Source organism: Paenibacillus glucanolyticus (assembly GCF_037333485.1).
Lineage (GTDB): Bacteria > Bacillota > Bacilli > Paenibacillales > Paenibacillaceae > Paenibacillus_AQ > Paenibacillus_AQ glucanolyticus.
In genome coordinates this window covers 5,893,236-5,918,888 of sequence record NZ_CP147845.1, presented here as the reverse complement: position 1 = coordinate 5,918,888, position 25,653 = coordinate 5,893,236, and the positions used below count along the sequence as shown (strand labels likewise).

Sequence of the window (25,653 nt, the reverse complement as noted above, 5' to 3'; positions counted from 1 at the left end):
CGTCTTTTTTTGCATCCTTGAACAATCTGGTCATTGAAATAGGAGGCTCTCCCGTTGGATGCTGCGGGAGAGCCTCCTTGAATTGGTGTGGAGGTTACAGGGAAGGACCGATGGCAATCCAGGACATGAAGCCGTAGGCAAGATTGCAGTTTTGCTGACGGATCACTTCCAAGACGGCGCTGTTCTCGCGCTGGGACTTCAAGGAGATCTGGAAGCCCGGATTGTTGCTCATCCCTACTATGACATAATTAATTCCGGCAAAGGGCTCATCGAACTGGACGGTTACCTCGGTCAGTGCATCAGCTCCAAACACGAAAGGAGTCATTCCGAATTGCTGCAGCTTCGGCTGTCCAGCTATGCCGCGTATTGGAGTAAAGTCCAAGTGTTCTGTCGTGATAGTACCCTCAGCCAGCTGTTGTCCGGTAATCGTTCCATCGGCAACATGTGCTCCTGTGATGGAAGCCTCTGCGATTTTGTCCCCAGTGATTGATCCTTCGTCTATGGTGAAGTTGCTGCAAACATCCGGGCTGAGATGGCGGCTGTCGATAGAGCCCTCGGCGATTTGAGTGCCGGTAAGGGAGCCGTCGGCAATTTGGATGCCGGATAGGGAGCCAGCGGCGATATGCTCTCCTGTAATAGTGGCCTCTGCAATTTTATCGCCCGTGATCGAGCATTCGTTTAAGGTGAAGTTGTCGAAGGCATCGGGAGCGAGATGACGGCTGTCGATAGAGCCCTCGGCGATTTGAGTGCCGGTAAGGGAGCCGTCGGCAATTTGGATGCCGGATAGGGAGCCAGCGGCGATATGCTCTCCTGTAATAGTGGCCTCTGCAATTTTATCGCCCGTGATCGAGCATTCGTTTAAGGTGAAGTTGTCGAAGGCATCGGGAGCGAGATGACGGCTCTCGATGGAACCATCGGCAATCTGAGAACCGGTAAGGGAGCCATCAGCTATATGAGTGCCGGTAAGAGAACCATCGGCAATCTGGATGCCGTATAGGGAGCCATCGACAATATTTGCCCCAGTGATGGAAGCCTCCGCAATTTTGTCCCCAGTGACCGAACCATCGACTAAGGTGAAGTTGTCGAAGGCATCAGGGCCGAGATGGCGGCTTTCGATGGAACCCTTGGCGATCTTAGAACCGGTAAGGGAGCCATCAGCTATATGAGTGCCGGTAAGAGAACCATCGGCAATCTGGATGCCGTATAGGGAGCCATCGACAATATTTGCCCCAGTGATGGAAGCCGCCGCAATTTTGTCCCCAGTGATTGAACCATCGACTAATGTGAAGTTGTTGAAGGCATCGGGACCCAGATGTTGGCTGGCGATGGAGCCATCAGCGATATGCTCTCCAGTAATAGAAGCCTCCGCAATTTTGTCCCCAGTGATCGAACCATCGACTAAGGTGAAGTTGTCGAAGGCATCGGGACCCAGATGTTGGCTGGCGATGGAGCCATCAGCGATATGCTCTCCAGTAATAGAAGCCTCTGCAATTTTGTCCCCAGTGACCGAACCATCGACTAATGTGAAGTTGTCGAAGGCATCAGGGCCGAGATGGCGGCTTTCAATGGAGCCATCAGCAATTTGATAACCAGTCAAGGAACCGCCCGCGATTTGGCTGCCGGATAGGGAGCCATCGGCAATATGCTCTCCAGTAATAGAAGCCTTTGCGATTTTGTCCCCAGTGACCGAACCATCGACTAAGGTGAGGTTATCGAAGGCATCGGGACTCAGGTGTTGGCTGGCGATGGAGCCATCAGCGATTTGAGTGCCGGTAATGGACCCATCGGCAATTTGAGTGCCAGTAAGGGAGCCATCGACAACATGCGCAGCCGATATGGAAACCTCTGCAATTTTATCGCCGGTAAGGGAGCCAGCAGCAATATGCTCTCCCGAAATCGAGCCCTCGAATAAGGTGAAGTTATCGAAAGCATCGGGGCCGAGATGTCTGCTGCCGATGGAGCCGTCAGCGATTTGATCACCTGTCAGGGAGCTATTGGCAATTTGAGTGCCAGTAAGAGAGCCATCGGCCACATGCACCCCAGTAATAGTAGCCTCTGCGATTTTGTCCCCAGTGACCGAACCATCGACTAAGGTGAGGTTATCGAAGGCATCAGGGCCGAGATGTCTGCTGCCGATGGAGCCATCAGCGATTTGATCACCCGTCAGGGAACTATTGGCAATTTGAGTGCCAGTAAGAGAGCCATCGGCCACATGCGCCCCAGTGATAGAAGCTTTGGCGATTTTGTCGCCAGTCACAGAACCTTCGTCTAATACGAAGTTATCGAAGGCATCGGGACCCAGGTGTTGGCTGGCGATGGAGCCATCAGCGATTTGAGTGCCGGTAATGGACCCATCGGCAATTTGAGTGCCAGTAAGGGAGCCATCGACAACATGCGCAGCCGATATGGAAACCTCTGCAATTTTATCGCCGGTAAGGGAGCCAGCAGCAATATGCTCTCCCGAAATCGAGCCCTCGAATAAGGTGAAGTTATCGAAAGCATCGGGGCCGAGATGTCTGCTGCCGATGGAGCCGTCAGCGATTTGATCACCTGTCAGGGAGCTATTGGCAATTTGAGTGCCAGTAAGAGAGCCATCGGCCACATGCGCCCCAGTGATAGAAGCCTTCGCAATTTTGTCCCCAGTCACAGAACCTTCGTCTAATACGAAGTTATCGAAGGCATTAGGGCCGAGATGTCTGCTGCCGATGGAGCTGTCAGCGATTTGAGCGCCGGTAAGGGAACTATTGGCAATTTGAGTACCAGTAAGAGAGCCATCGGCAACATGTACCCCGGTGATGGAAGCCTCTGCAATCTTGCTTCCTGTTATTCCGCCATCCTGCAGAAGTTCTGTTGTGATCGCACCAGCTTCGATATGCTGCGAACCGATGCAATGGGTTTGCAGGTGATGCGGAAGAACAGCGCCTTCGGCCAGCTGCCGAGATTTAACAGCACCTGGCTGCAATTGATCAACTCCAACGCTGTCTGGCTGCAGGTGGACATGACTGACGGACTGATTTCCGAGATGTGCAGAGTTGATGGAATACGGAGCCAAGTGATTGCTCTGAATCGAGAACAATTCCACATGTCTGGAGCCAACAGCACCCTCGGTGAGATGCCCGCCATCAATCGATTCTCCGGCAATATGCTCTGAGAGAACAGCGCCTCTCGTGAGATGCGCGGACTCAATGCTCTCATCTTGAATATGCCCAGCGTTGATGGAGCCGGAAGCAATATGGCGATCGGTCACAGAGTCCTCGTCAATATGCTGGGTCTTGATTATCTCCACACCCAGATGATCCGACTGGACACTCGCCTCCTGCAGATGAACAGCAGAGATGGAGAGAGGCTTGATTTTGTCGCCACTCACGGCATGTGCTTGCAGTGTTGTACCCGAGACCGATGAAGGCGAGAGGTGGTTTTCTGTAATGGACTGTGACTCAAGCTTAGTGCCCGGAATGCTGGCATCGGCAAATAACACTTCTGCAGAACGGCTTTCGTCGGCCAGATGGCTTAAGGTGACGGATTTCTTTTTCAAGTGATAACCATGAATGGCTTCCTGCACAATGTGTTTACCCAAGATGGTTTCCAGTCCCAGATGGGCGCCCTCTACGGCTTGCGGTGCAATCTTATCTGAGGTTACGGCCTGATTCTGAATCGCTTCCGCGGTTACAGCATCAGGCGACAGATGAATGGGTTGAACCGCTTGTGCTGCAATTTTTCCAGCAGATACGCTGCCCTCGGCAAGCTTGGATGTCGTTACGGCAAGGTCGGTCAGTTTATCCGTGGATACACTTTCCGGAGACAGCTTCAGAGAAGTAACTGCATGGTCCCCCAAATGCCGAGGCGCAATAACTCCATCACCGATGGAGGACTCCAGAATGCTGCCGGCCGCGATTTTATCTGTCGTTACGGAGCCGAATCCGAGCGATTCTGTCCGTACGCTTTCCTTCTGCAGATGACGGCTTGCAATGGAACTCTCAGCCAGGTGGGACTCGTGAACGGCCCCTTCTTGCAAGGCTCTCGTACCTACGCTGCCTGCGGCCAAGTGCTGCTGCTGTATCGATTGGCTGGCAATATTGCTAGAGGTCACGCCATCCTGTGCAATAATGGCCCCGCCAACCGAACCTAGCGCGAGCTTTTGGCTGGTTACGCTCTCGGGTGCCAGCGTATCTTCTTCGACGGATGCGGCCTGAAGATGCCGTTTCCCGATAGCTCCGTCAGCCAGATGCTGGTCCGTTATCGTTTTGGACTGAATGGCAGTGCCAGGCACGCTTTGAGGAGCCAAATGCTGAGATAGGATACTGCCCTTTGCAATATGCTCTGCATTCACTGCCTGTGCAGCAAAATGCTCGGTTTGAACAGCCGCTGCTGCAATTTGGCTGGATTCCACAGCTCCCTTGGCCAGATGGCGGGTTTGAACAGCCTCATTGGCGATTTTGTGCGGGAGAATGCTCTGATCTGCGATTTTCGAAGCCGTAACGGCTTGCTCAACCAGCTTTGCCGTATGAACAGACTGATCGGCTAGCTTGGAGCTGGTTACGCTGAAATCGGCCAGATGGTGGGTGGATACAGCGTTTTTATTGATTTGGACCGGTCCTATGGCACCCGGCTGGATTTGCTCTGATCCAATGGCTCCATCCTCCAGATGGCGGGCGTTCAACGAACCTTCTTTGATATGTGCAGCGTTAACAGCTCCAGTCGCGATTTGCTCTGATCCAATGCTGCCGAGTGCGATATGCTTTTCTGTGACGGCCTTCTTCGCCAGATGCTCACTGTCAACGCTCTGCGGCAGGATGTGGGAACCATTTACGGCATCGTTGGCAATTTTATCTCCAGTGACGGCACCGTCACGGATTTTGGAAGAGGTAACCGCAAGGTCGGCCAGCTTGGAGTTGTGGACGGTCTCATTCGCGAGATGGCGCGTTTCCACGGCGCTTGATGCGATTTTGTCCCCGTGAACCGCGTGGTTATCAAGCAGTTCGGTTGTAATGAGAAGCTGCTCAAGGTGACGGGCAGATATGGCACCATCCGCGATTTTATCGCCAGTCACAGCGTGGTCTGCCAGCTTCTGTGAAGTGATGCTGCTATCCTTGATTTTACTGGCATTCACAGAGCCGTCCCGAAGCTTGCGCGTGGATAAGATACCATCCATCAGATGATCTCCCGTGACCGATAATGGCGCGATTTTACCCGAGGTCACCGCTTCGTCGGCTAGGTGAAGGCTGGTAACGCTATGGTCCTGGATGGCTTCGGGACCCACCGATGCGCGCGCCAGTTTGGATGCTGTGACCGCTTTGGAAGCGATCCGGTTTTCGGTTATGGCAAATTCACCAATATCTTCAGTGAATATGAATGCTCCTTTGATTCCTGGCATTTCTTTTTCCGTTATGAGCTGCACTTGCTCGGCATCCGATACTGTAGGAGAACTGAGATCGACATCCGAAGCAGCAGGATTGCTGGAATCGACAGCTTGTGATGCTAGATCGAAGGCAGGGGTTTCATTGGTCGAATCTGAATCTGGGGCAGTTTGCAAAAGGGAATTTTGGTCCGATATAACCTGGTTGATTATGTCTTCGTCCATGGTTTCGTTCGTTTGCTGCAATTCGCTAATGCCAACGGCATTCTCTTCCAGATCCGCAACAGGAGCCGCTGATAGAATGTGGGCCTCTCTGTCGGTTTCCTTATGGTGACTGTGCTCTTTCGTGCGCTCCAGCAGGTCAAGCTCTCTTGTATTGGGATCTATCATGTAGGACTGGGCAGTTGAAAATACAGCGCTTTTCTTCTTTTTTTTCAAAACAACACGCTCCTTCCGAATACTGATCGTCTTCGGTATCATATGCAGCCGTTTAGGCGGCTGTCACTGTCTTTCGGTATTCGAAAAGGGCGTGCGAAGGGAGGCATGGAAAAGGACCCGGCAAAGGCCGAGTCCTTGATTTGGCGCTAAATGCGCATATAAAATTTAACCCCTGACGGCCAGTATGGGCTGGCTGCACAGTTGGTTCCGTATTTGAAGTTTCTTCAAGAATCATTCTAAAACAACAAAAGCCCTGCCTCTCTTTCGTCCTTGCGGCTCCGATGACCGCTCCAGTGTGAATCAGAAAAACGTTCCATAAAACTCTTACTCTTAGGGTCATTAAAATAGGAATTTTCACTTCAACAGAGATGTAAATAACCATGTTTCGAGGAACTAACGGGGTTAAACTTCATGTAACAATTACTTATTATAACATAGTATGTTCTAATAAGCAAAGATATTCAAACATGTATTAGAATGTTGTGTAAAAGCGCTTGATTTTTTTCCGATTTCCAACGATATTCATATTAACAAATTTTTCTTGCAAATTCCGCTGATGCCCTCTTAAAATTGTAGCATAATGTCGAATAAGTTCTGATTTACAATGAATATGCCTCGCCGATATTTATTATCTGTCAACGAAAGTAGGCGTACCATGCAACTGTATAAGTCTTTTCTTAAGCAGCTCATCCGGAACTATATGATTGGGTCCTCTGCAGCTGTGCTTGTTGTGGGTGGCGTATTGATGGTTACGACCTTGGACATCCCGTTCGAGGAAGGCGCACGTCTTATGATCATTCTCGCTATTTCGTTTATGGTTATGATTGCATCAGAGCTGACAATTTTTCTTAGGCACTTACGACCGATTCATGCGGGATTTGATGAAGACAACATCGATCTGGAAGTGTTGGAAAAAGCATATTTGAGCGTTCATCGGATGCCGCGAATGGCAGTATATCGTATATTCGGTCCTCATTTATTGGGTTTATCCCTTCCGGCCATAGTACTTACTGTTTGGATGATGGAGCAGGGGAAGCTGAACTTTCCCCCTTTTTACATATGGCTGGCTTGTCTTGGAGCTATTCTCCTTGCCAGCTGTCATGCAATGATTGAATTTTTTCTGACGATAGCTGCAATCCGTCCGTTAATCAAGGAGATCAGGCGGCAGGCGTTGTCTCGTTATGGTGTGGATTTTTCATTGGAAGGCCATGTATTCATGGCAATTCGAACCAAATTTCTGCTGAGTACGATGCTGATCGGTACCTTTCCCTTGTTTCTGTTCAGTCTCGCGGTCCAGATTCGGCTGGAGGGGCTCAGTCAGATCATAGCCCAGCAGTACTGGGGATGGGCAGGATTCATTTTGCTGCTGGGCGTAGGCTTTGCTTATGTTGGCGCCTGGCTGTTGACTCAGGATTTACAGCGCCCGATCCGGCAGTTGTACAGGGCAATGAATGAGATTAAGGAAGGCCGCCTCATTCAGACCTCCAATCTGTATTCCGATGAATTTTCCAACTTGATTGCAGGGTTTAATATGATGGTTCGAGGGCTTCAGGTGCGGGAAGAGCGAAACCGCAAGCTGTTGGACAGCTATTTTGCTGCCTTGGCAGCAGCGCTTGATGCAAGAGACCCCTATACAGCGGGACATTCGCTTCGGGTAGCGGAATATTCGGTGTTAATCGGCCGTCTGGCTGGTTTGAGCGAAAAGGAGGTCGATATCCTGCATAAGACGGCACTGCTGCATGATATCGGAAAAATCGGGGTCCGCGACAATATTCTGTTGAAGGAAGGAAAGCTGACGGCAGAGGAATTCGATCAAGTGAAAGCCCATCCGGCACAAGGAGAGAACATTCTGCTGCAGATCGAGCCGGCTGACGCCATGGCCCCTTATTTGGAAGGGGTGCGTTCCCATCACGAGCGGTACGACGGAGCCGGTTACCCTGACGGGCTGAAGGGGAAAGAAATCCCGCTGTTTGGCCGGATCATTGCGGTGGCTGATGCTTATGATGCGATGACCTCTGATCGACCGTACCGCAGCGGCATGAAGTCCGTGGATGCCTTGAACATACTGGAGGCTGGCAGGGGAACCCAGTGGGATCCTGATTATGCGGGCATGTTCGTTAAATATATGAAAACGGAGAAGAAGGTCATTTCAATCCGTTAAGGGCAAGCGGCGAATGCAAGACTTGTTTTCGTTGCTTCTAAAAAAGGAGACCGTTACCTGTTAGGTAAACGGCCTCCTTTTTATGATGTGCGGGTGATTGAGACTGTCCTCCCTGGACTCAGGACCAGCAGCAAGGCGCGTTAACATAGGAAGTGTCTCCCGTATTGGCTCACAAGCGTCATATCATCTGGTTCGCTGCGTCTATCTCCGTTTCATCGATTTCAGCATGCTTTTGCTTGTGGTGCATCCGGCTTGCCAGCCATGTACTGATCTCGTACAAGCCAATCAGGGGGATAGCAACCATGAGGTGGGAGACGAGATCAGGCGGGGAGATCAGTGCTGCAATGATCACCAGAATGACATAGGCATACCTCCGCATGGTGTGCAGGATAGCCGGGCTTAATAATCCGATCCGGGTCAGGAACAGGACAACAACCGGCAGCTCGAAGGCCAGTGACAGTGGGATCATAATATTGAACATAAACCCGAAGTACTGAGAGACGCCATATGTTTCCACCAGCTCCATCTGACTGTTGATTCCCGTTGTAAAGGCAAGACTCATGGGAAAAACCACAAAATAAGCAAAGCTTACTCCTATGATGAAGCATAAGGCCGAGAAGGGGATGAACCGGAGTGCCGCTTTCTGCTCGCGGTTGTTCAATCCCTGGTTAACGAACAGCCATATTTGATACAGGGCAAACGGCAGGGTGGGCAGCAGCGACAGGACGATACCGATGCTCATATAGATGCGCAGGCCGTCCCAGGGTGAGAATACATTCCAGGTTACCTGAAATGCCGGCGAATGATGCTTTAGCACTGATAAGACGTAAGGCGCGGCAATCAGTCCGATGACCATGCTAAGTATAAAAACGGCGGCCACCTGCAGGATCCGTTTCCTTAACTCGGCGATATGTTCCAGCATCGTCATGGTATTCTTGATCTCCATAGTCTTGATCACTCCTTGTTCATCATCGGAAGATGGGTGTGCATCGCTGTTTTTTCTTCAATTCCTTGAGTTCAAACGTATTAAATCCCTCCTGCATTTTTCGATGAATTTCCTGGATGCTCTCCACATCCTCAAAAGAATATCGGCGATTCCCTCCTTTGGTACGCTCCGGAAAAACAAGCTTTCGTTCCTCGTAATACCGAATTTGTCGTTCCGTCAATCCAGTCAGTTCGCAAACCACCCCAATACTCATCACCTTACTCTCCATGAACTTTACCTCCTATGTAAGTATTATTAACCCTGAGCTTTTGTTAAATGGCTTGGGATTAAAAATGAAAGAAGATAAAACGGTAATAATTGGGCAATTGCATTTCGTTTGGAAGGATTTATGACATGATTTTATGAAAAAGAAGTGAAAAAAGCAATCGTTTTTCAAAAATAAAAAAACAATGTTAGGATTCCTGACAAAATTTACGTCAAATTTTGGTTTCTTTGCTAAGATCGGCTCATGAATCCAATCCAGCACAACTAGCGAAGGAGTGAACGAGGGTGGCTACAAAAGAACAACCAAAAGAAAAAGAGATGACCCGGAGACAATTTCTGACGACCGTTGGCAAAGTGGGAGGATCTGTTGCCGTCTTCAGTCTAATGGGTACGATGGGGCTCCTATCGCCTGAAACGTTGAAAGCAGCGGAATATACGCCTCCCGGTAAGAATGACTTAAATCTTAGCGGCCGTGGAGGCAAAAAAATCATCATTCTTGGAGCAGGGATAGCGGGTTTAACGGCAGCCTATGAGCTTGGGCTGGCAGGCTATGACTGTACGATTTTGGAAGCGAAGGAATTCGCCGGTGGTCGTAACTGGACAATCCGCAAAGGGACCTCTGTGGCGGAGATTGGTTCAGGTCGCCAGACCTCCCGCTTTGATAACGGACTTTATTTCAATGCAGGCCCGATGCGGATCCCGCAGTTTCATGTCACGCTTGATTATTGCAAGAAGTTTGGTGTTGCCATCGAGCCCTTCAACAATGTGAATGAGAGTGGCTATTACTATAACGAGAATGTTGGCGCGTTATCCGGGCAGCGGGTCCCTAAACGTGCGGCCAAGGCAGATGTTCGCGGTTATGTTGCCGAGATGCTTGCCAAAGCGGTGAATCAAAACGCGCTGGATCTGCCGCTTACGGCGGAAGAGAAGCTGAAGCTCGTAGATTATCTGAAGGCCGAGGGGGACCTGAATCCGGACCTGTTCTATAAGGGATCGGAACGCGGCGGTTACAAGGATGAACCGGGAAGCCGGCTGGATGCGGGGGTTCTCCGGGATCCGTTCGATCTGAAGGCCATCATTCATTCAGGTTTCGGTAAATATTTCAGCAATGAGTACAGTTATGACCAGCAGATGATGATGTTTCATCCGGTCGGCGGCATGGATGCCATCGTGAAGGCATTTGAGAAGCGGCTTGGCAACCGAATCAAGTTCAAGTCAGAGGTGAAGGAGATTCGCCAATCCTCCTCGGGGGTGCGGATCGTGTATAAGGATGGCAATTCCGGCAAAGATCAGGAGCTCCGAGGGGATTACTGTATCTGTACCATACCGCTGACGGTACTAAAGAAGATTCCGGCAGACTTCTCGCCGGAGATGTCCAAGGCCATCAGCAGTGTCGGATACGCCTCCGCGGGTAAAATCGGTCTGCAGTTCAAGCGGCGATTCTGGGAGGAAGACGATGATCTCTACGGCGGCAGCAGCCTCACGAATATGGATATTACGCAAATCTACTATCCTCCGACCGATTATTTCGGGAAAAAGGGAATTCTGCTCGGCTACTATGCATACGGGGGGACTGCCGACAAACTTGGGGGCATGTCGTACGCAGAGCGCGAGAGACTAGCGCTTACGCAAGGGGCCAAAATCCATCCGCAGTATCTGAAGGAGTTCGAGGCTTCCTACTCCATCGACTGGAAGAAGACCAAGTACCAGGAAGGGGGCTGGGTGTCCTATTCCGCCAACGACAGGAAAACCTACTATCCTACCTTGTGCAAGCCGGATAACCGCGTTTATTTGGCAGGGGAGCACATCAGTTATATCACGGCCTGGCAGGCAGGAGCCATCGAATCTGCACGTGAGGTCGTAACCGATATCCATAAGCGTGTCATGAAAGCCTAAATTGAAGGGAGACTATCCAATGAAAAACCAATGGAAGACGTTACTGGCTCTGGCCATGTTGTTCAGTGCCGTAAGCGTCACCGCGTATGCAGACAGTGCCACTGTCCATAAGAAGCCATCCAAGGCAGCGCCCGCTCCTAAATTTTACGGCAGTCCTACTTCTTCTATCTCAAGCGGGGTAATTGTGCCGGAAGGGTCTTCTTACCTCTATACCAGCGGGACGGTGCCCCCTATATTGAACAAGGATGGCAAAACGGTGTACGAACGTTATGGAGACACCAAAACCCAGGGGCTCGGCATCCTGAAGGAGATTGAGAAGCAGCTGAAGGAGCAGGGACTGACAATGAAGGATGTTGTTTATCTGAGGGTGTACCTGACCCCGGATGCAGCCAAGAATGGAAGTTTTGATTATACCGGCTGGTTTGATGCTTACGCCCAATTCTTTAATACGAAGGAGAATCCGGTTAAGCCTGCTCGTTCCACCGTAGGAGTAGCCAGTCTCGTTAATTCCGATTGGTTGATTGAGATTGAGGCGGTAGCCGTGTTTCCGAGTAAGAAGAAATAGGGAGCAGGATAGTTGAAAAAAAAGAAATAACAAATCCAGCGCTTAGGAGTCAAACAGAGACCTATTACTTAATTAGAGGAGTTGAGTCCAAATGTTCCAGAATGTCGGCTTTGTTGGATTAATGATGATCTTGGTTGTCGTCCTCATTCTGTTCGGGCCTTCGAAGCTGCCGGAACTTGGCCGGGCGGTAGGCCGTACATTGTTCGAATTCAAAGCTTCCGCAAGAGAGCTTGTTGGCGATGATAAAGAGGAAGAGAAGGACAAAGAGAGAGATCGGGAGGCATCGGTCATTAAATTGAAAGGGTGATAGGCGGTTGAATCCGGTACCTAAGAAACAATGAGCCTTGAATAGGAAGGTGTAAAAAAAGCTGTCCCGTGGATCTGTCGAGATCCACGGTGGCAGCTTTTCTATATCTTCACAATTGCAGGCCACCGGAGAAAGAAGTAGGAAGAATCTGCGCATGACATCCTTTGCCAGGATTCAGAGAAACTCGTGACGGGTATACACAAGTACAGGCAATTATAGAATTCATCATTCATTACTCTAAGAGGAGCTGATATTTATGGATAGCAACGTATTTAAAGGGAAATGGAAGCAGATGAAGGGCGAAGCGAAGAAGCAATGGGGCAAATTGACCGATGACGACCTCGACGTGATTGCCGGAGAAAAGGACAAGTTGGTAGGGAAGATACAGGAACGCTACGGTCACTCGAAAGATGACGCAGAGCGTGAATATACAGATTGGAGTACCAGGTTCCGTGACTAGTCTATTCAGAGGATAAGGGAGGCGGAATGATCATGCTGGAATCCCGGGTTGTGACCGGCAAATTGATTGATATTCGTGACGGCAAAGCGTTTACCTTACACGGAGACATGGTCAGCACCTATCATTTGGGATACTATGAGATGATGAACGAGGAAGCTCTCCCTGTCAAAGACAGTCAGCAGGCGGCTTCCCCCGCGGGGCTTATGGCGGAGGAAACTGCCGAATCATCCGGCTGGCTCCGCAGGGAATGGAAACCGTTGACCAGTTTCATAACCGCTTGGAAAAAGAGTGCAAATCGTGCCTGATTTGCACTCTTTTTGTGTCTTCTTAAGCCGGGGTATCCAGCCCTTAGGCATGAAGAAAATCATGTGAGTTTTATATTTGAAAAGTCATATTGACTTAGGTGTAATGCGGTGTAGAATGAGGTCAAAAGGAAGTTTGATCAGCCCATTCTAAGACATCGAAGGAGTGCATCATCATCAAGGCTGTCCAGGTTATTCACAAGCCGCGTAAACAGGTTTCATACCAGCGCAGAAATTTGATAGCGGCAACATGGGAAGGGGTCCCGGCGATCATATTGCAGACGCTACTGGGAGGGCCTTTTCTTACAGGGTACTTATTGTTCCTGGGCGCGGAATCCAGCGAGGTTGGATTCGTTCTCGCCGTCACAACGCTGTTCAACGTGCTTCAGATTCTAGTAGCGTACCTGATCCAGCGCCTGCAATACCGCAAGAAGGCCATGATTGTATTCGTCTTTGTGCACCGCATCTTATGGGGGGCCACAGGCGTTATTCCGTTTATTTTCCCGGAACGCTGGTGGATTCCGGTGTTTATGGTTTTGTACATGGCCGCCTTTATAGCCAATACCGTATCCGGCGTACTCTGGACTTCGCTCATTAGTGATATGGTGCCAGCGAAGGTGCGGGGACGTTATTTTGGCATACGCAATACGATTTTGAATGCGCTGGGGGCCTTGACCCTGTTTGTCGGGGGGGTGATCCTGGACCGTTATCCTGGCAGCGAGGGCTTCCTGATTCTGTTTATCATTTCATGGATTGCAATTTCCGCGAACTTGTCCCTATTCTTCTTGTATCCGGACCCTCCATTCGAGCATTCGAGTGAGCGTCAGTTTAAAGCGATGATCCGAAAGCCGCTTGCGGACTCCACCTTCATCAGGTCAACGTTATTTCTGGCAGCCTGGTTGTTTCTGCAGACGCTGATTGTCCCGCTATATTCATACGCCATGCTGGATGTTCTGCATATTTCGTATTCGGTCGTTTCCATTATGACGGTTGCACAAACCATGGTCATGATGATCGGCTTCTATGTGTGGGGGAATTTGAACGCGCGCTTCAGCAACAGAACCTTGCTCTACTGGACGCTGCCGCTTATTGCAGGTTCATGCTTGTCATGGGGACTGCTGTCAGTCCTGCCGGTTATTCCGGTGCTGCTGCTGTCGCATATGCTGCTGGGTGCCGGAGTAGGCGGGTTTAACCAGCTGGCCTTCAACTTTATGATTGGGGATACGCCAAAAAGCGAACGGCCGATGTTTATTGCTGTATACTCGGCGATAACGGGTTTTACTTCTTTCCTGGGCCCTGTGCTGGGAGGTTTTATATTTAAGGGGATCGCAAATGCCCCGGACTGGGTATCTCAATACGGATTTCAAACCGCAGTGGGCGTCTTGATGGTGCTGATCGCATTGACGGTTGGGCGGAGAGTTCTTCGTTCTCCATAGAAGAGTGGCGATTTGCGGATAGATCCTTCACGTAATTTATATTTAATATCATGAACGGAAGGAGGGAGACTCGAGGTGGGAATGATTGCCCTTGTGGTCGGAGCCACGGGACTTGTAGGCCGTTTGGTAACCGACGAGCTGATGCGCCGTGAGGAGCTTGACGAGGTGCGCGTGCTCGTTCGAAGGCTTCCGGATGTTACACATCCCAAGCTGAAGCCCATCCTGGTGGAGTGGGATCGGCTGGATCGATACAGCGATGCTTTTTCCGGCGTCCATAGCGTGTATTGCTGTTTGGGGACAACGATTAAGAAGGCCGGTTCCCAGCAGGAGTTCCGCAAAGTGGATGTGGATTATGTCATCAAAACCGCAGAGCTGGCTAAGCGGCATGGCGTAAGACAGTTTATGGCGGTCAGCTCCGCTGGAGCCAATCCGAAGGTGCGTAATTTCTATCTGCGGACAAAGGGGGAAACGGAACAAAGATTGGGCGAGATCGGTTTTCGAGGACTGCATCTGTTCAGACCGTCATTATTGCTGGGTGACAGGCCCGAGCAGCGGTTTGGGGAGCGAGCCGCTTCGGTTCTCATGACAGCCTTCGATTTTGCGTTCAGAGGTCCGAAACTCGCTCCATACCGCGCCATTCCGGCGGTAAAGGTAGCCAAGTCAATGGTCAACATAGGGCTAACGGATATGAAAGGCCATCATATCTACACCAACGAAGTCATTCATGTACTTGGCGAGGCAGCTGATTAGATTTGCCAGAGTCACCGTGGCAGATTACAATGTACACAGATAGGAATACATAGAGAGGGTGATGAACGATGAGTAAAAATATCATATCGACGAACCAAGCGCCAGGAGCCATCGGGCCTTACAGCCAGGCTGTTGAAATTAACGGATTGGTGTATACATCAGGCCAGCTTGGTCTGAACCCGGAGACAGGTGAATTCGGCGAAGGGGTACAGGAGCAAACCAAGCTGTCCCTTAGCAATGTGAAGGCGATTCTTGAAGCGGCCGGGACAAGCCTGGAACAGGTGGTTAAAACCACTGTGTTCTTGAAGGATATGAATGATTTTGCCGCCGTGAATGAAGTGTACGGCAGTTTCTTCGCAGAGCCGTATCCTGCCCGCAGTGCCGTGGAGGTTGCCCGTCTTCCGAAGGACGGACTGGTTGAAATCGAAGTTATCGCTGTTAAGAAATAAGCAATTCTATGATAGGAGCTCTGCCTACCTTGGCAGAGCTCCTATTTGTTTGGTTTTATGAATTAATTCCCATTAATCTTGATTTTAAGGAACGTATGTTCTATAATGGATTGGAATCTAGTAAGAGGATAGATGGAATGGGGGAATACCATGGGAATGGGGTCTGATATCAACAGGAATATACGTGAATGGATGGAACGATATCAGGTGACAGGATTGAGTATGGCAAGAATTCAGGAGGGTCACATTCGTATGACGGAAGGTTACGGTATTCTGGAAGCGGGAACCGATCGCAGGGTAACTAGCCATTCTATGTTTAACGCTTGCTCCATTAGTAAATTTGTTACATCCATGCTCGTGTTGAAGTTGGCTGATCAAGGAATTGTGGATATAGATGAAGATGTTAATGTTAAACTCTCTTCCTGGAAGGTTCCTGAGAGCGAATGTACGCAACATCATAAAGTGACCCTTCGAACATTACTCAGTCATCAATCAGGGATCTTGGATCCTGAAGATAGTTTTGGCGTGTGGAATTCCGTACAGGGTTCACCTTCAATGGTGGAGCTGTTAGAGGGAAGGTCAGCCTATTGCAGAGAAGCGATTAATGTCACGTATGAGCCTGGTAGTGAATTTGCTTACTCCGATACAGGTTTCTGCATCATCCAACAAGTAATAGAGGACGTATCTGGAAAGCCGTTTCAGGTACTGTTAGATGAACTTATATTTGCTCCGTTACATATCAGAAATAGTAAAATGAATCCGTCTTCCTACAAATCAATGAATGGACAGCTGTCATGCGGTCACCACAAAAACGGGAGATTAGTTGAAGGCAAGTACCCCATGTATCCATACCCAGCAGCTTCAGGGTTTTGGACCACGCCAGCCGATCTGGCCGTTCTGGTGATCGAATTGATGAATTCGTTGAAGAGCAAGAGTATACTAGGGATTTCTAAGGGCAAGGCAAAAGAATGGATTACTCCTCAAGGTGGCAGAGACTGGACAGGGCTTGGAGTTTTTCTGGATGGGAGTGAGCAGGAAGTTGAAATATCGTCACTTGGTTGGGGTGTGGGATTCCAATGCCTGTTGACAGCGAAGCCGTATCAAGGCAAGGGCAGCATCATTATGACAAACATCGATTCCGGTGTTCATCAATCCAAGGGGATTATTGGAGAAATTCTAAGATCGCTTGAATAGGTCTCTCGAATTGGAATCCCCTTGGATTGATCAATTCAACCCAAGTTATGACACTTCCCCTCGATTTATTGGTAGCAAGACGCTTTAACTGCTTAGCGAGGGGGGTTCACTTAATACCGTGACCTTCTCCGGTTTCGTGTAAAGAAGAGCCATACGGCATATACGAACAAGACAACAGAAAGGATAAAGGCTGTCATCAAGATGGCGTCCGTCTCCCGATGCTCGGCAGCGATGGCGATATATGCCCACGTAAAGACCATCGGTACGATACTGTCACGGTAACGGAGGCCGATGAGAATGGCGAGCAGAGCCCCGATACAGAGCAGGACAATCCCCAAGGGGGTCTCATTCAGACCCAGAAAGCTCCAGCCATTCTTCTGAATCACGATTGCAATATTCACGATAAAGGCAGGACACACCCATCCGATATAAAGGCTGAACGGTAATTGGAGAAACAGCTTCTCCCCTGTTGCTGGATAGCTTATGGAGTGCGTGCGGACATAGAGTACCCATAAGGTTAACAGCAGCAATAACATCACAATGACAGACCACTCGATATACAGATAATGCCACAATACCAGCCATGCCATATTGAAGACGCAGCTTAGTATAAACCATGGTCCGATGGATCTGACAGTATCCCGGGTTCCGGTATCACGGCGCAGCTGGTAGATGACAAAAAAGAGCAGCAGCACATAGATGACGGACCATATCGTAAAGGCATAACCCGCGGGAGTGATCGCCGTATAATACATATCCGATATTTCCCCGGTTGTTCTGCCGCCAAGCGGCAGAATTCCCGATAACACATTCACGGTGATAACCCCGGCAAAAAACAGAAGATTCCACCAGCGGTATGGATTGTTGCGGTACATACGATCTCCTCCTGGTATCAGTCTGGAATATATAGAATATACCCAAAAGAATCGATATCGAGCCAGTGCCTCCCGAGAGAGGCAGCAGGCAACTCGTTAATTCATATGCTTCTTACGGTATTCGTTCGGCGTGAAGCCTTCCATTTTTTTAAACACTTTACTGAAATATTTCTCATCCTGATAACCGACCATCTCCGCGATTTGAGCAATCCGGATTTGGGGGTTAAGCAGCAGCGTCTTGGCTTTGTTGATGCGAATCCGACCGAGAAAATCGGATAGCGTTACGCCAAATTCCTGTTTGAATTTGCGCGAAATGTATTCCCTGCTCAGAAAGAATCTCCCCGCGATTTGCTGCAGCGAGATCTCCTCGTGATAGTGATGCTCCAGATAGTGGGCGATGTCATGGATGATATGGTTATCCTTTGAATGGATCTGGGTAAGCACCCTGGATGCCGCATGCAGCCTGCCGCTGATCTGTTCACGCCAGCGATCCCAGCAGATCATTCCTTCCTCGCTAAAGGGCAGAGCGGATGGAAGATCCTGCGAGATTTCAGCGTCTTCGATAGGCTCCTGCGTGCTTTTCACCTCACTCTCTGTCCAGTGATACTGTATCCAGTCCCATTCCGAATTCCACCGGAGCAGATGCTCCGGGGATACAAGATCCCGATCGCGTACATCCTGCAGCCATTCCTCCGTGGCAGCTTCCATGCGTTCCTTGCTTCCGCTAAGAGCGGCCAGCTTGAACTTCTCCTCATAGGAAGAGAGCCGCAGCGTCCGTGAGCCTTCGCTGTCGACGGCGCGTTCACGGTGTATTCGGCATGTTCCCGTCAGCAGATTGCGGCTGAACAAGGCTTGGACGGCATTTTGATAAGCCTTCGGGAGATCATTGGGAAAGGCGCTTGCTTCCGCCGCACCGAAATGGCAGCGCCTGCGAAGGGTAGAGAAAAAGCCGTCATTAATCCTCCCCAGCAGGTCGTTGAAGGGAAGCCTCGGATGCCAGCAGAGCAGGATGATTTCGCCGGGCTTATCGCTGTGTCTGAAGGCAACCCCCTGATCCTTCAGAAGCTCATTGCAGATATTGATAAGCGTGAAAGAGAGCAGGTGCCGCCTGTTGCGAAATTTCGACAGCAAGGCTTCGTCAAATTGAACATCGCTGAGCACCGCTACATTGCATACAGTACCGGCCTCGGGCAGCCTAATCCGGTTCCGTAATTGGGAGACGACGCTTTCCCTGTTCCCGTATCCGCTCACGAGATCCGAAAGCAGGCGGTCCATATAGAACGGGGTCATCTGATTCATTTCAATATTTTGAGTGGTGATGCGCTGCCGTTTCTCTTCCTCTAGCTGCCAGGTATGCACCGCTTTGCTTAACGCCTCGTTCAAGCTGTCCGGCTCCACGGGCTTCAGGATATAGTCAATGCCTCCGGAGCGAATCGTATGTCGTACATATTCAAAATCGTCATAACCGCTAATGACAAGCACCTTGATGTCCGGTTTGGTGCTATGCAGCCAGGTCAGAAGTTCCAGTCCGTTTTTACGGGGCATTCGCATGTCGGTCATAACAATTTGCGGGCTGGTCTCCTCAATTAATCTCACGGCTTCCTCGCCGTCAGCGGCCTGATCGATTTCGGTTATACCATGCCGCTCCCAGTCAGCCAGAAGCCCGATCGCTTCCCGTACATGCTGCTCGTCATCTACAATCAATACTCTCATTCTACTGTTCACTCTCCCATGCGTTGATATTGAGCGTAACAATGACGCCGTGTGGCAACGCGTTCTCTATTATTAATTCAGCATTGTTGTTGGTGTAGAGATTCAATCGCATCAACACATTCAACAGCCCGATAGAATCGTTCCCGTTGTCGTTACGATCATAGTGATCGTAAGCGGCGGCGAGTTTGCTCCGAATCAAGGCAAGCTCTTCCTCATCGATCGAGGAACCGTTATTTTCGATCACAACGATTAAGCGGCTATCCTCGGATATACGGGAAGAAATCGATACGAGGCCGACCCCGGCATGGGTATTCATGCCGTGTTTGAAATAATTCTCCACAATCGGCTGCAGGATCATTTTCGGAACCGGAGCTGTAAGGCTCTCCGGATCAAGCTCCCATATGACTTCCAGTTGATCCCGGAACCGCTGCTTCTGCAGCTCGAGATAGAGCCGTACATGATTGATTTCATCCTGCAATGTTACTTTGGCTTCGCTGTTGCGCATGTTATAACGCATGATGTTCGCCAGCGAAGAGAGCAGGGAATAAATTCGCGGTACATTATGCTGCAGTGCCAAGGTGCCGATGGATTGAAGCGAATTATAGAGAAAATGCGGATCAATCTGGGCCTGCAGTGCTTTCAGCTGATTGGTTTTATTGGCGATCTCCAGTCTGTATTCACGAAGGATCAGGTTGTTGATAGTATCCATCATGTTCCGGAAGCGGCGGGAGAGAACACCGATCTCATCCGGGCTTGTCACATCGATATTCACGTCAAGCCGCCCTGTTTTTACTTGATTCATATAACTTGTGAGCTGCTTGATGGGCTTGGTAATTCGAATAGAAATCCATAACGTACCGAATATGACAATCAATAGCGCGAATATTGCAATAATCGCGTTGATGCTTGTTAATTCCGTTGAGTTCTTATACAGGGTCTGGTGTGGAATCTGCTTCACCAGTGTCCAGGGAGCATAAGGCAGATCAAGCTTTTCATAAATGATCATCGCATCGTTGCCGTCATAATATCCCTTGTCCGCTTGAGCGATTACATTCATCAGCTCCGGATCGTTCAAATATTGGCCTCTTTGTGCCGGATCCGGACTATATATGATGCTGCCATTGTCATCAATCAAGTATAACTGTTCTTCTTCTTTAGCATACAGTTGATCGCAAATGGCCAAAATACTGTCAAGTTTCACATCAATGGCCATGAGGGCATATTGGTCGGGTGACGGCACGTTGGTTATGGATCGATAGAAGGTGATGACCTCAAAATCCAGGATATCCGCGGGCCGCGGCGGAAACCCGTAACTGTGCACCTGATGTACAGGCTCGATGGCGGTATTGCCCTGACCAAATTGCTCTATGGTGCGGTAAGGAGCCTGCCGAAATTCCCTGCGAGGCAGGTTGCTTGATATTTGGGTGGACTGTCCCGTCAAATCGTTATGAAGGTAAATCTGATGGACGTCCTGTGTGCCGGTTTGGATAGCCTGCAAGGTTGCGTACAGCTCGGCAATTACCCGGTAATTATCGGGGTCTAGGGCAAGGTTGCGCAGAAAATGGGGATCGGAATATACAGAGAGCGATGCCCGGTCAATGCCGCGTAAATAGTTCATCAGGTTGGTAGCTCCTTGATAAATCAGCCGAACATTTTCATTCACAGTCTGTTCCTTCACTGATTCACGTGTATGCGTAAACGTGATGAAGAGCGACAGCAGGAGGGGAATGGTTGTGACTGCAAGCATGAACTGGATAAGACGGGTCTGGATGCTGCGATATTTCATGATGGATCACCTCTGGATTATCGAATATGATCGAATGGGCATAAGCGCGTATGGTCAATATTTTACACCTAACGGTTCATGATTCTCCGTGTTTATTGTTAACAGGTTACCGCATAATGGCTATACATCATACAACAAACTTAACGAAAAGGGGAGATCAAGGGATGAATCGAAAAAAATCTTCGGCGCTGCTTCAGCAGTTTCTTTTCGTGGGACCCTCCACTATTTTTTTCATCCTGATCATGATCATTCCATTCCTGCTGGGGCTTTATTATTCCTTCACGAACTGGAATGGCGTGTCAAGCAAAATCGACTGGGTCGGCTTTGATAACTTTGTTACCATTTTTACCAATGATGATAAATTCCGTGATGCCTTCTGGTTCACTACCCGATTTACGGTGCTGGGTGTCATCCTTACGAATCTGCTCGGATTTTTACTTGCGTATTTCCTGACCAAACCGCTAAAGACACGGAATGTGCTGCGGACGATTTTCTTTATGCCTAACGTAATCGGCGGCTTGCTGCTTGGTTTCATCTGGCAGTTTATTTTTGTAAAAGGGTTTGCCGCTATCGGTAATGCCACGAATCTTGGATTCTTCAACCTGCCATGGCTCGGAACAAAAGGAACTGCGTTCTGGGCAATTGTAATCGTTTTCGTATGGCAGACGGCGGGCTATCTGATGGTTATCTACATTTCCTCGCTCAACAACGTGCCCAAGGATATTCTGGAGGCTGCCGAGATTGATGGCGCAAGCAGAGGACAAGTGCTGCGATCGATCATTATACCACTGGTGATGCCAGCTGTTACCGTATGTTTGTTCCTGGCGATTTCCTGGTCATTCAAGATGTTTGACCTGAACCTTTCCCTAACGAAGGGCGGACCGTTTGGCTCTACGGAGTCGGTGGCCATGAATATTTACAACGAGGCATACACGAATAACCGTCTCGGACTCGGAACGGCGAAGGCGGTCATCTTCTTCATCGTGGTTGCCATCATCACGAGTCTGCAGGTTCGATTCACCAAGAGCAAGGAGGTTGAGGCTTAATGGAGACTATGAAAAAATACCGGCTGAACACCTTGGCCACCGAGATCATTATGATCATCGTGGCACTGCTCTTCCTGGTCCCGTTCTACTTCCTGTTTGTGAACTCCGTCAAAACCTTTGGCGAGTTGTTGACGGATTCCGCGGGTCTTCCGACCGCGTTTGAATGGAGTAACTATTCACGGGCATGGAACATTACTAACTTTCCGCTGGCCTTCTGGAACTCGCTGGTCGTTACGGTTGTAAGCAACCTGCTGCTGGCGATGTTAAGCGCGATGACTGCGTATCAAATGGTGCGCCGCAACACGCGTTTTAATCAGCTCATGTTTGCCTTGTTTGTTGCAGCCATGGTTATTCCATTCCAGTCGATCATGATCCCGCTCGTGAAAGTGACGGCTACGCTCGGCATTAATAACAGCTTGTACGGCTTGATTATCTGTTACCTTGGATTCGGGGTCCCGCTGAGTGTCTTCCTGTTCCATGGATTTGTGAAGTCGATCCCCGTAGAGATTGAAGAAGCCGCAACGGTGGATGGAGCGAGCGGCTATGGGGTATTCTTCCGGGTTGTGTTTCCGTTGATGAAACCGATGTTTGTTACAGTCATCATTCTGAATACCTTGTGGATTTGGAATGACTACCTGCTTCCATCCCTGATTCTGCAGTCCGCGGAGCTCCGGACCATTCCGATTGCTACTTTCGCATTTTTTGGGCAATATACAAAGCAGTGGGATTTGGCGCTTCCGGCGCTTGTGCTGGGGATCATGCCGGTCATTATCTTCTTCCTGGCTATGCAGAAATACATCATTGAGGGAATCACGCAGGGAGCGGTGAAGGGATAAGCGGGAGTCAATCGGTCAATTCCTTCCCCCTGATAGATCAATATAATACCTGATCTTACGAAAAAAGGTTGATTATACTGAAAAAGTAAACGCTATCATCAAGCGATGTAAACCAATTGATTAGAGAAGACAAAAGGGAGGATTCACCAATGAAGAAATACAGTAAGCTGCTCCTGGTCATGGTTCTGGCTTTCTCCACGCTTCTTGCAGCGTGCGGAGGCAACAAAGAGGAGAATCAAGGCGCTGAAGGCGGAACTGAGGGTGGAACAAAAACGATTAAGATCTTCCAATTCAAAGTAGAAATAGCCGAGGCTCTGAACAAGCTGAAGGCCGAGTATGAGAAAGAGCATCCCGGCATCAAGCTGGACATTCAAACGGTTGGCGGCGGCTCCGACTATGGTGCAGCACTGAAGGCCAAATTCGCTTCTGGCGATGAGCCGGACATTTTCAACGTAGGCGGATATCGCGATCTTGAGACTTGGTTCGAGAACGTGGAAGACTTGTCGGATCAACCGTGGGTGAAAGACGTTGTTGACGTGGCTAAAGAGCCGATGACCAAAGACGGCAAATTGTACGGTCAACCCATGACCATCGAGGGTTACGGGTTCATCTACAACAAAGATCTGTTTGAAAAAGCAGGAATCACCGAGCTTCCTAAGACCATTACCGAGCTTGAGGAAGCGGCTAAAAAACTGCAAGCGGCTGGCATTACTCCATTCGCCAATGGTTACCAGGAAACATGGATCTTGGCAAACCACTTGCTGAACATTCCGTTTGCGCATCAGCCAGATCCTAATGCTTTTGTTAAAGGATTGAATGAAGGTACGGAGAAGCTGGTAGGCAACGCGAAATTTGACGAATGGATGCGTCTGTTCGACCTGACGATTCAATATGGGCAGAAGAACCCGTTGACAACGGACTACAATACAGAGATCACAACCTTTGCCAGTGGCGAAGCAGCGATGACGCAGAACGGGAACTGGACGCAAGTGCAAATCGACGGAATCAACCCGGATCTGAACATTGGCCTTCTGCCAATGCCAATCAACGATAATGCGGAAGAGAACGATAAACTCCCAATCGGCGTGCCGAACAACTGGGTAGTGAACAATAAGTCCAAAGTGAAGGATGAAGCCAAAGAATTCTTGAACTGGCTCGTGACTTCCGAGACAGGTAAACGTTACATTACGGAAGAATTTAAATTCATTCCGGCACTGACAAGCATTGAAGCGAACAGCGAGACGCTTGGCGACCTGGGTAACGATGTGATGAAATACAGCCAAGAGAACAAAGCACTCAGCTGGGAGTTCAATAAATTCCCGGATGGCGGCATGAATGAGTTCGGAAGCCAGATGCAAGGATACGTAGCCGGCAATGTGGACAAGAATCAATTGTTTGAAGGCATTCAGAAATCGTGGGAAAGCCTGAAAGCGAAGTAATAATGACGATGACCTTGGTCATTGAGGGTTAAATCCATTGAAAAGGCGTTGCAGGGCTCAGCCCTGCAACGCTTTTTTGGTTTTTGGATGCGAAGAAAACTAAAATAAACGAGTCAAGGACAAGATTGCACCAATAGCGGCATATGAGGGAATGAAAATTAGAGTAACAATGGGGCTATTCCTGAGCCCGGGGCTCGGTTATTGAGCACAATGGCATGTGTAATCAAGTTTCATTCGAGCGAGCAGCATCTGATTAAGAATGAAGACTCTCGCATTGACTGACTGGCAGAGGATCATGCGTGCGCAGTAGTGGAAGTTAAAAAGCAGTCTACACTAACGGACTATCTGGTGGGTTAATCCATCGCTTTGCTTGTTTCCACTTTTAGGGGCGATCAAGCTAAGAATATTCCATCACCATGGTGTGCTTCCACGCTACGGTGCTATCTAGCAGGGCATATTCCATCACCTTGGTTTGCTTCCACGCTACGGTGCTATCTAGCCGGGCTTATTCCATCCCTTTGGTTTGTTTCCACGCTACGGTGCTATCTAGCAGGGCATATTCCATCACCTTGGTGTGCTTCCACACTACGGTGATATCTAGCAGGGCTTATTCCATCCCTTTGGTTTGTTTCCACGCTAACGGACCACCTAGCCGTTATTTCACCCTTTTGGGCTTTTTTTCAGTTCTAACGGACTCAGTAGCTGTTAATGTGTTGTTTTCCTCTTCAAACGCCGCTTTTTACCCGGAATAACGTCGCTTAGGTCCGCTAGAATTTCACGAGAGCCATTATTCACGAATTAACGTCTTCTTGGTCCGTTGCAGCTTACGTCTATCTGAGAGCTTAACAGCCAATGAGCAGGGCCAGATCAGGTAGGGTGGAAGCGCGGGGAGCTATCACCAACCAAGTCATCAAGTGGCATTGTTAATAATGATTTCGAATCAGTAAATAAATAATTAAACCAACAACGGGGAAGAACAGTAATCCGAGCACAACCAGGAGCACAAACTCCGGGCTGCGGCCTTTCCGCCGGGCATCGTTGTAACCCCATACGCAGATGACAATGTGAAGAACGAAGAATAATAACATTACCAGCATAGCTCCGATACCGAATATGCCGACACCAGCAACACTGCTCATATGAATAACCTCCCAAAATTGAAAAAGTATGATCTACATACGAGTGTCAGGCAAAAGGGGTCGCATAAAATTACCCGCGATTCGAAATTCTGCCTTTTGATGATGAGGGTATCTGTATTGTATAAGAAGGCGGATTTTTCACAAACTTATATAATTAGGATATTTCCTGAACCTATATAATAGAAGAATTCTGCAATACATAGATCACAACGCAATAGCCAATACATGGTATGATAAAGGATGATGTTATTTTAGAGTAAGTAAAATTCCTGATCGTTTTGAAATTATGCAGCTA

At 49.2% G+C, this 25,653-nt stretch carries 20 protein-coding genes; 13 read left to right on the top strand and 7 right to left on the bottom strand.

All coding sequences use genetic code 11. The annotated features are described in order from the left end of the window. Nucleotides 1-94: 94 nt before the first annotated feature. Entirely contained in the window at nt 95-5,794 is a 5,700-nt protein-coding gene (locus WDY75_RS27385) for a WIAG-tail domain (RefSeq protein WP_197477085.1), read from the bottom strand. A gap of 655 nt (nt 5,795-6,449) precedes the next feature. Between WDY75_RS27385 and WDY75_RS27380 the strand changes: the two genes are divergently transcribed. Further along, nucleotides 6,450-7,955: an HD-GYP domain-containing protein gene (locus tag WDY75_RS27380; protein ID WP_006208042.1), complete on the top strand. Its 1,506-nt coding sequence runs from the start codon at nt 6,450-6,452 to the stop codon at nt 7,953-7,955. Between the two features lie 178 nt (nt 7,956-8,133). On the opposite strand, the gene tatC is transcribed toward WDY75_RS27380, so the two are convergent. Further along, nucleotides 8,134-8,901 (bottom strand): twin-arginine translocase subunit TatC, encoded by a 768-nt coding sequence (tatC, locus tag WDY75_RS27375; RefSeq protein ID WP_063478506.1) that lies wholly within the window; start codon nt 8,899-8,901, stop codon nt 8,134-8,136. Nucleotides 8,902-8,923: 22 nt separating this feature from the next. Next, on the bottom strand, nt 8,924-9,169 hold the full coding sequence (locus tag WDY75_RS27370) for a MerR family transcriptional regulator (protein WP_006208045.1): 246 nt from the start codon (nt 9,167-9,169) through the stop codon (nt 8,924-8,926). Between the two features lie 281 nt (nt 9,170-9,450). Between WDY75_RS27370 and WDY75_RS27365 the strand changes: the two genes are divergently transcribed. The 9 genes from WDY75_RS27365 (at nt 9,451) to WDY75_RS27325 (ending at nt 16,524) form a co-directional block, all read left to right on the top strand. Beyond that, nucleotides 9,451-11,061 carry a flavin monoamine oxidase family protein gene (locus WDY75_RS27365; protein ID WP_082834288.1) on the top strand — a complete coding sequence of 537 codons (1,611 nt, stop codon included), beginning with the start codon at nt 9,451-9,453 and terminating at the stop codon, nt 11,059-11,061. A 19-nt stretch (nt 11,062-11,080) separates the two neighbouring features. Then, nucleotides 11,081-11,626, top strand: a complete 546-nt coding sequence (locus WDY75_RS27360; protein ID WP_006208047.1) for a RidA family protein — start codon at nt 11,081-11,083, stop codon at nt 11,624-11,626. 91 nt (nt 11,627-11,717) lie between these two features. Then, a complete protein-coding gene (locus tag WDY75_RS27355; RefSeq protein WP_006208048.1) occupies nt 11,718-11,933 on the top strand; it encodes a twin-arginine translocase TatA/TatE family subunit in 216 nt (71 codons plus the stop codon). Nucleotides 11,934-12,189: 256 nt separating this feature from the next. Next, entirely contained in the window at nt 12,190-12,393 is a 204-nt protein-coding gene (locus WDY75_RS27350) for a CsbD family protein (protein ID WP_006208049.1), read from the top strand. Between the two features lie 32 nt (nt 12,394-12,425). Then, nucleotides 12,426-12,698, top strand: a complete 273-nt coding sequence (locus WDY75_RS27345; protein ID WP_006208050.1) for a hypothetical protein — start codon at nt 12,426-12,428, stop codon at nt 12,696-12,698. 173 nt (nt 12,699-12,871) lie between these two features. Next, complete coding sequence (locus tag WDY75_RS27340) at nt 12,872-14,131, top strand: MFS transporter (RefSeq protein ID WP_387799724.1); 1,260 nt, start codon at nt 12,872-12,874, stop codon at nt 14,129-14,131. Nucleotides 14,132-14,206: 75 nt separating this feature from the next. Continuing rightward, nucleotides 14,207-14,881 (top strand): NAD(P)H-binding protein, encoded by a 675-nt coding sequence (locus WDY75_RS27335; protein ID WP_063478507.1) that lies wholly within the window; start codon nt 14,207-14,209, stop codon nt 14,879-14,881. 68 nt (nt 14,882-14,949) lie between these two features. Beyond that, nucleotides 14,950-15,330, top strand: coding sequence for a RidA family protein (locus WDY75_RS27330; RefSeq protein WP_006208053.1), 381 nt, complete (start codon nt 14,950-14,952; stop codon nt 15,328-15,330). Nucleotides 15,331-15,480: 150 nt separating this feature from the next. Beyond that, nucleotides 15,481-16,524 (top strand): serine hydrolase, encoded by a 1,044-nt coding sequence (locus WDY75_RS27325; protein ID WP_231887993.1) that lies wholly within the window; start codon nt 15,481-15,483, stop codon nt 16,522-16,524. A gap of 110 nt (nt 16,525-16,634) precedes the next feature. On the opposite strand, the gene WDY75_RS27320 is transcribed toward WDY75_RS27325, so the two are convergent. From WDY75_RS27320 to WDY75_RS27310, 3 genes are all read right to left on the bottom strand, one after another. Beyond that, a complete protein-coding gene (locus WDY75_RS27320) occupies nt 16,635-17,399 on the bottom strand; it encodes a hypothetical protein (protein WP_063478509.1) in 765 nt (254 codons plus the stop codon). Between the two features lie 96 nt (nt 17,400-17,495). Further along, nucleotides 17,496-19,112: a response regulator gene (locus tag WDY75_RS27315; RefSeq protein ID WP_063478510.1), complete on the bottom strand. Its 1,617-nt coding sequence runs from the start codon at nt 19,110-19,112 to the stop codon at nt 17,496-17,498. Between the two features lies 1 nt (nt 19,113). Continuing rightward, nucleotides 19,114-20,898 (bottom strand): sensor histidine kinase, encoded by a 1,785-nt coding sequence (locus WDY75_RS27310; protein ID WP_006208058.1) that lies wholly within the window; start codon nt 20,896-20,898, stop codon nt 19,114-19,116. A 164-nt stretch (nt 20,899-21,062) separates the two neighbouring features. On the opposite strand from WDY75_RS27310, the gene WDY75_RS27305 reads away from it, so the two are divergent. From WDY75_RS27305 to WDY75_RS27295, 3 genes are all read left to right on the top strand, one after another. Continuing rightward, entirely contained in the window at nt 21,063-21,944 is an 882-nt protein-coding gene (locus WDY75_RS27305) for a carbohydrate ABC transporter permease (protein WP_006208059.1), read from the top strand. Continuing rightward, nucleotides 21,944-22,780 carry a carbohydrate ABC transporter permease gene (locus tag WDY75_RS27300; protein ID WP_006208060.1) on the top strand — a complete coding sequence of 279 codons (837 nt, stop codon included), beginning with the start codon at nt 21,944-21,946 and terminating at the stop codon, nt 22,778-22,780. The genes WDY75_RS27305 and WDY75_RS27300 overlap by 1 nt, the downstream gene beginning before the upstream one ends. Before the next feature lie 149 nt (nt 22,781-22,929). Further along, entirely contained in the window at nt 22,930-24,219 is a 1,290-nt protein-coding gene (locus WDY75_RS27295; protein WP_006208061.1) for an ABC transporter substrate-binding protein, read from the top strand. A gap of 923 nt (nt 24,220-25,142) precedes the next feature. Here WDY75_RS27295 and WDY75_RS27290 read toward each other — a convergent pair. Beyond that, nucleotides 25,143-25,358, bottom strand: coding sequence for a hypothetical protein (locus tag WDY75_RS27290; protein ID WP_063478511.1), 216 nt, complete (start codon nt 25,356-25,358; stop codon nt 25,143-25,145). Nucleotides 25,359-25,653 lie beyond the last annotated feature (295 nt).

Bases quoted from the DNA above. Each gene is read 5' to 3' on its own strand.
- WDY75_RS27380 (WP_006208042.1), top strand. From the start codon at position 6,450: ATGCAACTGTATAAGTCTTTTCTTAAGCAGCTCATCCGGAACTATATG.
- tatC (WP_063478506.1), bottom strand. From the start codon at position 8,901: ATGGAGATCAAGAATACCATGACGATGCTGGAACATATCGCCGAGTTA.
- WDY75_RS27370 (WP_006208045.1), bottom strand. From the start codon at position 9,169: ATGGAGAGTAAGGTGATGAGTATTGGGGTGGTTTGCGAACTGACTGGA.
- WDY75_RS27360 (WP_006208047.1), top strand. From the start codon at position 11,081: ATGAAAAACCAATGGAAGACGTTACTGGCTCTGGCCATGTTGTTCAGT.
- WDY75_RS27355 (WP_006208048.1), top strand. From the start codon at position 11,718: ATGTTCCAGAATGTCGGCTTTGTTGGATTAATGATGATCTTGGTTGTC.
- WDY75_RS27350 (WP_006208049.1), top strand. From the start codon at position 12,190: ATGGATAGCAACGTATTTAAAGGGAAATGGAAGCAGATGAAGGGCGAA.
- WDY75_RS27345 (WP_006208050.1), top strand. From the start codon at position 12,426: ATGCTGGAATCCCGGGTTGTGACCGGCAAATTGATTGATATTCGTGAC.
- WDY75_RS27330 (WP_006208053.1), top strand. From the start codon at position 14,950: ATGAGTAAAAATATCATATCGACGAACCAAGCGCCAGGAGCCATCGGG.
- WDY75_RS27325 (WP_231887993.1), top strand. From the start codon at position 15,481: ATGGGAATGGGGTCTGATATCAACAGGAATATACGTGAATGGATGGAA.
- WDY75_RS27320 (WP_063478509.1), bottom strand. From the start codon at position 17,399: ATGTACCGCAACAATCCATACCGCTGGTGGAATCTTCTGTTTTTTGCC.
- WDY75_RS27315 (WP_063478510.1), bottom strand. From the start codon at position 19,112: ATGAGAGTATTGATTGTAGATGACGAGCAGCATGTACGGGAAGCGATC.
- WDY75_RS27310 (WP_006208058.1), bottom strand. From the start codon at position 20,898: ATGAAATATCGCAGCATCCAGACCCGTCTTATCCAGTTCATGCTTGCA.
- WDY75_RS27305 (WP_006208059.1), top strand. From the start codon at position 21,063: ATGAATCGAAAAAAATCTTCGGCGCTGCTTCAGCAGTTTCTTTTCGTG.
- WDY75_RS27300 (WP_006208060.1), top strand. From the start codon at position 21,944: ATGGAGACTATGAAAAAATACCGGCTGAACACCTTGGCCACCGAGATC.
- WDY75_RS27295 (WP_006208061.1), top strand. From the start codon at position 22,930: ATGAAGAAATACAGTAAGCTGCTCCTGGTCATGGTTCTGGCTTTCTCC.
- WDY75_RS27290 (WP_063478511.1), bottom strand. From the start codon at position 25,358: ATGAGCAGTGTTGCTGGTGTCGGCATATTCGGTATCGGAGCTATGCTG.